7 protein-coding genes are annotated in these 7,466 nt (G+C 73.8%); 3 read left to right on the top strand and 4 right to left on the bottom strand.

From position 1 onward, the window contains the following. Positions 1-306 (top strand): peptidoglycan-binding protein (locus tag B9S61_RS29070; RefSeq protein WP_103544906.1); only part of this gene is annotated, 306 nt, incomplete at its 5' end. Positions 307-311: 5 nt separating this feature from the next. Here the strand turns inward: B9S61_RS29070 and B9S61_RS29065 are convergent. The 3 genes from B9S61_RS29065 to B9S61_RS29055 all read right to left on the bottom strand — a co-directional run bounded on the left by B9S61_RS29065 (position 312) and on the right by B9S61_RS29055 (position 4,550). Beyond that, the gene (locus B9S61_RS29065; RefSeq protein WP_181007592.1) at positions 312-2,762 is read right to left on the bottom strand and encodes a SpoIIE family protein phosphatase; all 2,451 of its coding nucleotides are present in this window, start codon (positions 2,760-2,762) and stop codon (positions 312-314) included. Positions 2,763-2,862: 100 nt separating this feature from the next. Continuing rightward, entirely contained in the window at positions 2,863-3,237 is a 375-nt protein-coding gene (locus tag B9S61_RS29060) for a hypothetical protein (RefSeq protein WP_181007591.1), read from the bottom strand. Between the two features lie 395 nt (positions 3,238-3,632). Further along, positions 3,633-4,550: a MurR/RpiR family transcriptional regulator gene (locus B9S61_RS29055; protein WP_181007590.1), complete on the bottom strand. Its 918-nt coding sequence runs from the start codon at positions 4,548-4,550 to the stop codon at positions 3,633-3,635. A gap of 174 nt (positions 4,551-4,724) precedes the next feature. Between B9S61_RS29055 and B9S61_RS41145 the strand changes: the two genes are divergently transcribed. Both B9S61_RS41145 and B9S61_RS29050 read left to right on the top strand, forming a co-directional pair. Further along, positions 4,725-4,886 carry a hypothetical protein gene (locus B9S61_RS41145; protein ID WP_181007589.1) on the top strand — a complete coding sequence of 54 codons (162 nt, stop codon included), beginning with the start codon at positions 4,725-4,727 and terminating at the stop codon, positions 4,884-4,886. A 129-nt stretch (positions 4,887-5,015) separates the two neighbouring features. Next, a complete protein-coding gene (locus B9S61_RS29050) occupies positions 5,016-5,429 on the top strand; it encodes a DUF3662 domain-containing protein (protein WP_103544901.1) in 414 nt (137 codons plus the stop codon). 12 nt (positions 5,430-5,441) lie between these two features. Here the strand turns inward: B9S61_RS29050 and B9S61_RS29045 are convergent, their stop codons facing one another. Further along, positions 5,442-6,983 (bottom strand): glycosyltransferase family 39 protein, encoded by a 1,542-nt coding sequence (locus B9S61_RS29045; RefSeq protein WP_181007593.1) that lies wholly within the window; start codon positions 6,981-6,983, stop codon positions 5,442-5,444. Between the last annotated feature and the right edge of the window lie 483 nt (positions 6,984-7,466).

The raw sequence follows: 7,466 nt of genomic DNA, 5'->3' as shown, positions 1-7,466 counted from the left end.
CCGCTGCCGCCGGGGCAGCGGCCCTCCCTCGTCCACCGCGCACCACCGGCACCGCCTCCTCGCGGGGAGGAGGGATTTCTCCGCGAGGGTGATGCGGGTCCCGAGGTGACCGAACTCCAGGAGCGGCTGCTGCGCATCCCGGACGTCTACCGGGCCGGCTCCACCGACGGCCGCTACGACACCACCCTCTCGGCCGCCGTCGCCCGTTTCCAGCTCTGGTACGGCATCCAGGGCGACGAGGCCGGCGTCTACGGCGACGACACCCGCCTGGCGCTGGAGTCCCGCACGGGTGACGCGGGGATCTGACCGGGCTACCGCTCCCGCGGCAGCCGGATGTCCAGGACGCAGACGTCGTCGCGGCGGTCGTCCTCCAACATGGTCTCCAGCAGCGTTCCCAGTGACCCGGACCCGGACCCGGACCCGGACCCGGACCCGGACCCGGACCCGGACCCGGCACCGTCGCCCGGACGGGCCGTGACGGCCCGGGCGAGGCGGTCGAGGCCCGCGTCGATGATCTCCGGGGGCCGCTCCACCAGACCGTCCGTGTACAGCAGCACGCGGTCGCCCGGTTCGAGCCGGCACTCGGCCTCCTCGAACCGGGGTGCGGTGGCCGCGCCGAGCAGCATTCCGGGGGGCCGGCGCAGGTAGGTGACCTCGCCGTCGCGCACCAGCAGGGGCGGGGTGTGACCCGCCTGGGCCCAGACCAGCCGCCGGTCCCGGGGCCGGTAGCGGGCCAGGACCATGGTCGCGGTGCCGTGGGTGTCGCGGGAGTGCAGCAGCAGCGTGTTGAGCCGGGTGAGCGCGCCGGTCAGCGAGGAGCCGGTGATGACCATGCCCTTCGCGGTGAAGCGCAGCTGCGCCATGGTCGCGACGGCACCGACCCCGTGCCCGGCGACGTCGCCGACGACGAACAGGGCGTCGCCGTCGGGCAGCTCGATGGCGCTGAACCAGTCACCGCCGACGTGGATGCCCGCCTGGGCGGGGAGGTAGGCCACCTCGACGCGCAGCCCGGAGAGAAGCACCGCCCGCTCGGGCAGCGGCAGCAGAGCGTTCTGCAGCCGGGCGACCAGGGCCCGCTCGGACTGCAGCACGTCGTGCTGGGTGACGATCGCCCGCTCGCTCTCCACCAGGGCGAGCTCGGCCCGCCGCCGCGCGGTCAGGTCCTGGACGATGCCGTGCGCCTCGACGGGCGTGCCGTGCCCGTCGGCCACCACCTCGACGGCGAGACGCAGGTGCCGGACGCCGCGGGCCCCGCGGACCCGGAACGGGACGTCGAACGGCTGTCCCTCGCCGACCAGGGCACCGATGGCCCGGTCCAGTGCCGCCCGGTCGTCGGAGAGCGCGAGTCCGGGCAGGTCCGGGAGCGGGACCGGACCGTCCGCCGGATCCCGGCCGAGGATCGCGAAGACCTGCGTCGACCAGGTGGCCTCGCCCGTGGTCAGGTTCCAGTTGGTCCAGCCGAGGTCGCCCAGCCGCTGCAGTTCGGCGAGCCGCTGTTCCTGCCGGTCGGAGGAGTCGTGCCGGACCCACGTGACGACCAGCGCGTCCTCCAGCCGGGTCACGCGTACGGAGTAGGTGCGGAGCTCCGCGACGCCGTCCACCGTCTCCTCGTGGGCGAACGGCTCGCTCTCGTACGTGGCCCCGGCCAGGGTGTCCAGACAGCCCCGCCATACCGGCGCGTCCGTCAGACCGGGCCAGACCTCCAGCAGCCGCCGCCCGGCCACGGTGCCGCCGCTCCCGCCCAAAAGGTCCGCGGCCTGCGCCGTCGCGGCATCGATCCGGAAGTCCTCGGTGTCACCGGAGGGGCCGCGCAGCGGGGTCAGCAGCATCGCCGCGACCGGCAGTGCCGCGAACAGTGCCCGCACGGCGCCCGGGGGTGCGCCGGCCGCCGGTTCCGGCAGGACGGCGAACATCCGCAGCCGTCCGGCGCACAGCCGGACCGCGCCCCGCAGGTGGACGCGGTCGCGCTCCGTGACGGCGCGGGAGGGACCGCGGAGCACGCCGACGCACACCTCGGTGCCGTCCCCGGCGGACAGCGGGAGCCAGGCCCGGGACCGCCACCGTTCGGGCGGTTCGCCGATCAGCAGGTAGCGCGCGCTGTCCACCGCGAAGTTCTCCAGCCAGCGGGCTTCACCGGCGTCCATGGCCTCCAGTACGGCGACCCCGCTGAAGGGGGGCACCTGCCGCCACCGGGCGGCCAGCCGTTCGTCGATCCCCGCGTGCCCGATCAGTTCGAGGCCGCCGCCGGTCCGGCGGGCGTAGATCATGACCGAGTCCGCCGCCAGGTCCGGCCCGAGGTGGTCCAGCAGACAGCGGGCCAGGTCCGGGTAGGTGTCGATCTGCGTGAGGGCCCGGCCGAGGCGGCTCAGCGCGTCGGCGACGTCGTCGGGAGGGGACGGGGCCGCGGGCGGGTCGGTCTCGGGGAGGCCGGCGGGCGTGGTGTCCCGGCCGTCGCCGGACCGCGCCGGGGACGGGGCGCCGGCGGGCCGGACGGGCGCCAGCTCGCCCAGGGTGATCCAGCATTCCTCGAGCAGGGAGCGGCGGGCGGCCTTGGCACGCTGGAGCAGGGTCTCCCCGGCGGCGTCCGCGGAGCATCCGGTCAGCGCGATCACGACGCCTTTGGCGCGTTCCACGACACACGAGGTCGCGGCCTGCTCGCGGAGCCGGTCCAGCTCGGCTCGCTGCTGGGCGACGATTCTGGCCAGTTCCACCAGGTCCGGCGCGGCCCCGGACCCCGCCGGGACGACAGGCTCGCTCTTCACGCGAAGAGCATTGCACACCGCTCCCGGTTCGTTGACCGGCCGGTAGCCGCCGATCCCGGCCGCCGATCCCGGCCACCGGGCCGGCTCCGGGGGCGGGCGGTCAGCGGCCCGTGTCGGCCAGGGCCTGGGTGACCGCGCGGACGCTGCGGGCGATGTGCTGGAGCTGCAGGACCTCGGCCGCGTAGAGCTTGATGGTGTGCTCGATGACCCCTTCGCGCAGTCCCGCCCTGGGCAGATCGGCCCGGGCGGTCTGCAGGGCGGTGCGGGCCACCCGCATCTCGTGCTCGACCTGGATCTGGGCATGCCGGCCGAGCAGGACGGGATGCCGGATGAACGCCGGGTAGCTCGCGTAGCGCGCAGGCACCAGCTCGCGCAGCCACTTCGCCGCCGAGCGTTCCCAGTCGTAGCTGCCGGGGGTCTTGACCTGGCAGGGCCAGTCGGGACTGAGGGCGGTGGACGTCAGGGACATGATCATCGCTTCCGGGTGTGCGGTGTCGCCTGCGGGGACGACGGGGTGGGGCGGCCCCGGTCTAGGGGATGACCGGGGCCGCCACGAGTGGCCGGGCAGGGGATGCCCGGCCGAACACCCTGGCCGCCGGAGCGGGTAGGAGCCGGCCGCTTCGGGTGTTCGTGCGGGCGCCCGGTCGCGATGGGTACCGCTCGCGGCGGGCGGTGCGTGCTGCGCATGGGCGGACCGTGGGCTTTCCGGGCGGAGCGGGTCGGGGACGGAAGTGCTGGAGCGCGGTCCCGAGCCACTGGGGGTGCGATCCGTGAGCAGTATTTATATATGCCATCTGATTTGCAAGACGTATGAAAACATTCATGCGTGCTTCGAGCCGGCCATGGCGACAGCGCACGTGCGGTCGGTGCTCAGTCCCTGAGGAAGAACTGGTGCTCGTCGGCGACGTGCTCGTACTCGTCGAGCCGCGCCTGCGTCCGCTCGGGGTCCGCGTCCGTCATGGCCTGGAGCAGCGCCGCGCACATCACGCCCGGAGCGGCGTAGGAGTCGAACACCAGCCGCGAACCGGTCCCGGTGGCGAAGGTGACATCGGCCTCGTCCACGACGGGACCCAGCGCCAGATCGGTGATCAGCGCGACCTTCAGCCCGGCGCTGCGGGCGACCCGCACCGCTGTCAGGGTCTCCTGGGCGTGCCGCGGCATGGAGAAGGCGAGCACCCAGGTGCCACCCGCCTCCCGCGACTGCAGCAGCGCGTCGTAGGCGACGCTGCCGCCCCGCGTCACCAGCCGTACGTCCGGATGGATACGCCGGGCGGCGTAGGCGAAGTACTCGGCCAGGGAGACGGAGATGCGCAGACCGAGCACGGTGAGCGGCGTGGACGCGGACAGCCGGCGGCCCACCTCGATGACGCGGTCCGCGTCGGCGAGGTCCCGCCGCAGGTTCTCCAGGTTCTCGATCTCCGCGTCGACCGCCGCCTGAAGCTCGTTCCCCCCGGCCTCCTCGGCGGGGCCGCCGGCCCGGGCGCCGAGAGTGATCGACTGGAGTTTCTCGCGCAGCGCGGGATAACCACTGAAGCCGACCGCCGAGGCGAACCGGGTCACCGAGGGCTGGCTCACTCCCACCCGGTCCGCGAGATCCGTGATCGACAGGAACGCCGCCTCGGCGATGTGCTCGATCAGGTACTGGGCGATGCGCCGCTGGCCGGGGGAGAGCCGGGGCCGGTCGAACAGCGCGCGGAGCTGGGCCGTCGGAGACAGCTCCGACTCCTGGCCCGCCTTCCCCGAGGTGATCGCGGACGCCTGTGCGCGTGCCTGCTGCGGCGATGGCACCGGTGCGCCTCCTTCGTCTCCCACGAGGGTTCAACATAGCCCACGCACCGTGAGGAACAGGCTGCTCGCCCGGGCACACCGGCCGCCCTCCCGGGGGGATATCCACGCCTTCGCGGGGAACCCGGCGACACAGCGGAACAGGCGAACCCCAGGACATACGAGGAGTCAGCGGACATGACCGTCCCCGAGGAGAACCGGCCGAAGACCCGGGACACCGACGACACGATCGAGCAGGGCGAGGACACCGGGACGCGGGCGCGGGGCGGCACCGGCCGCACGATGCGCGAGGCGCTGGAGGAGGCCGAGATCCGGCCCGGCGACTACGACGAGCGGTAGGCGTGCCGTGCGGGTCACGCAGCGGTCACCGCGTCCTGACGGGACGTCACCCACCGGCCGCGGCCCGGTCCGGACGGCACTCCCCGCCCACCCCGCCCTCGACGTGACGATGCTTCGGCAGGTGAGACCATGAGCGCCCTGAGCGCGCTGGAGAAGACACTGGAGAACCGGTGGCAGGCCCTGTGGGCGCGGATGTTCGGCCGGGACCCGGTCGAACTCGTCGACGCCCTGCGGCACGAGTGCGACAGCAACGCCGTGGTGTGCCGGGCGGGCCGGGTACTGGTGCCCAACGCCTACGACGTGGAACTGGCCGGCCCGGTGCACGAGGAACTGACGCGCGGGGGCGGCCGCGTGGGGCAGCTGCTCACCGACCGGCTGGCCAGGCACGCCGCGCGGCACGGCTACGAGTGGGCGGGCCCGCTCGCCGTTCACGTCCGCCGGTCCGCCGAGGTGCCCAACGGCCGCTACCGCGTGGCGAGCAGTGTGATGCCGCACGTGAGCGCGGACGGATTCCAGCGGGCGGCGGCGCCGGGCCGGAGCTGACGGCCCTCGTCCTCACCGCCGGTACACCGTGATCGAGTGCCCGACGTCGTCGACCGGCCGGCTGCTCTCGATCAACTCGGCCAGCCGGCCCGTCGCCTTGGCCGCCGCGGAGTCCGACACCACCAGTACCCCGCGCACCTTCCCGGGCGGCACCCCGCGCGGATCGGCCGCGTCGATGCCGTAGGACGAGGGCACGCCGCCGCCCTTGTACACGAGCCAGATCCGCTCTCCCGGGTACCGCTCGCGCAGCCGGTCGGCGAGCCGGCCGAGATCCTGGCCCCAGTCCACGTTCGCGTCGTGCAGCCGCAGCCGGGTCTTCGACGGGCCGCCGAACGCCTCGTTGGAGTACGGCAGGTAGTAGGGGAACGTCCGCAGCGAGCTCACCGCGACGAAGGCCACCAGCAGCGCGGTCACCACCGGCGCCCACCGCCGGCGCACCAGCAGCACACAGCCCGCCGCCACCGCCAGGAACATCGGCAGGAAAAGGGTGTACCGGGTGCCGAAGTTCCGGGATCCGTACATGGCGGCGGCCAGCAGAACCGCCGGAACCGGCAGCAGGTACGGTGCCGCCGGCCGCAGCCGCCGTACCGCCATGACCGTGACGGCGCCCGCCGCCCAGAGCACCAGCATGCCCAGCGGCGTCTTCACCAGCAGCGCGGCCGGCAGGTAGTACCAGAGCGAGCCCGCGTACACCCGCCCGAAGAGGAAGCCCTCCCACGGCCGCTCCTCGAGGCCGAACTGGACGCGCATGCCGTCCCGGTACGGCTCGGGGAACGGCAGCAGGTCCACCGACAGCCCGCGCAGCCCCCGTACGACGGGCACCTGCTGCCCGCTCCAGCGCAACCGGGGATCGACGAGCAGATACGCCGTCCAGACGACGGCGACCGCGATCAGCGTGAAGGCCGCGGCGCCCCAGGCGGCCCGCGCCAGCCTGCGCCGCCGGTCGCCCTCGGCCGCGCACCACACCGACACGGCGGCCGTCAGCGCCAGCAGGGGCAGTGCGGGCAGCACACTCATCTTGGTGGCCAGTGCCGCCCCCAGTGCCGCACCGGCGAGCGGCAGATGCGGCCGGGGACGCCGACGGGCCCGCCACAGCAGCCACGCGGAGGTCAGCACGAACCCCGCGGCCGGCGCGTCGAGCGTGGCCAGTGAGCCGTGCGCGATCACGTCGGGGGAGAGGCAGTAGAGCGCGAGCGCCACCGACCCGGCCGCGGTTCCGGCCAGTTCACGGGCGAAGGCGAAGACGACGAGCCCGAACAGCAGCGTCAGGACGATCACCGGAAGCCGGGCCCAGAACATGACCCGCCACGGGTCGTTGCCCGACTCGTACAGCAGGCTCCGCCCCAACTCGCCCTGGTCACCGTCGAATCCCGGCTCCAGGTGCGGACCGGCGAGCGCCACGCCGGTGGCGATCACCAGCTTCCCGAGCGGCGGATGCTCGGGGTTGAACCGCAGGCTGTGCTCCTCCAGGTAGACGGCGGCCGTACCCACGTACACGGGTTCGTCGATCGTCGGCGTCTGCCGCGCGGCGGCGGTCACCATCGCCACGGCCATCTGCCCGAGAAGCAGCACCAGGACGACGAGCACCGGCCACCGCAGGCCCGAGCCCTTCCGGGCGGAGCCCTTCTGCTCCGGCGTCTTCTGCTCCGGCGTCTTCTGCTCCGGCGTCTTCTGCCCGGGCGTCTCCTGCTCCGGTGCCCCTTGCTCCGACGCCTTCCGCTCCGGGCCGTTGCGGTCCGGGCCCGGCTCACCGGCACCGGTGTCCGGATCCGGTGCCTGACCCGCCGCCACAAGATCGCTCATGGGGGCCCACTCTCCCACCCGCACGCCCCTGCCGGGGCGTCACCGCGCCATTCCCCCGAGTGCCGGACGTCACTGCACCGGCCTCGAACACCGGTGTCCACGGGACGCGTTGCACGAGGGGCCGCTCCCGGCAGATCCAGGCGGCCGCTCCGGGGGACGGTCGGCCCGATCCACCGGCATCATCCTCGGCAGCTCGGCAGCTCGGCAGCTCGGCAGCTCGGCAGCTCGGCAGCT

The organism is Streptomyces sp. SM1, assembly GCF_002910825.1.
In the GTDB taxonomy this organism is placed as follows: Bacteria; Actinomycetota; Actinomycetes; order Streptomycetales; family Streptomycetaceae; genus Streptomyces; species Streptomyces okerensis.
Note: the sequence above shows the minus strand (reverse complement) of the source record. Positions and strands in the feature narration are given on the sequence as shown.

Coding starts and splice junctions, on each gene's coding strand:
- B9S61_RS41145 (WP_181007589.1), top strand. CDS start 4,725: ATGACCGTCCCCGAGGAGAACCGGCCGAAGACCCGGGACACCGACGAC.
- B9S61_RS29060 (WP_181007591.1), bottom strand. CDS start 3,237: ATGATCATGTCCCTGACGTCCACCGCCCTCAGTCCCGACTGGCCCTGC.
- B9S61_RS29045 (WP_181007593.1), bottom strand. CDS start 6,983: ATGGCCGTGGCGATGGTGACCGCCGCCGCGCGGCAGACGCCGACGATC.
- B9S61_RS29050 (WP_103544901.1), top strand. CDS start 5,016: ATGAGCGCCCTGAGCGCGCTGGAGAAGACACTGGAGAACCGGTGGCAG.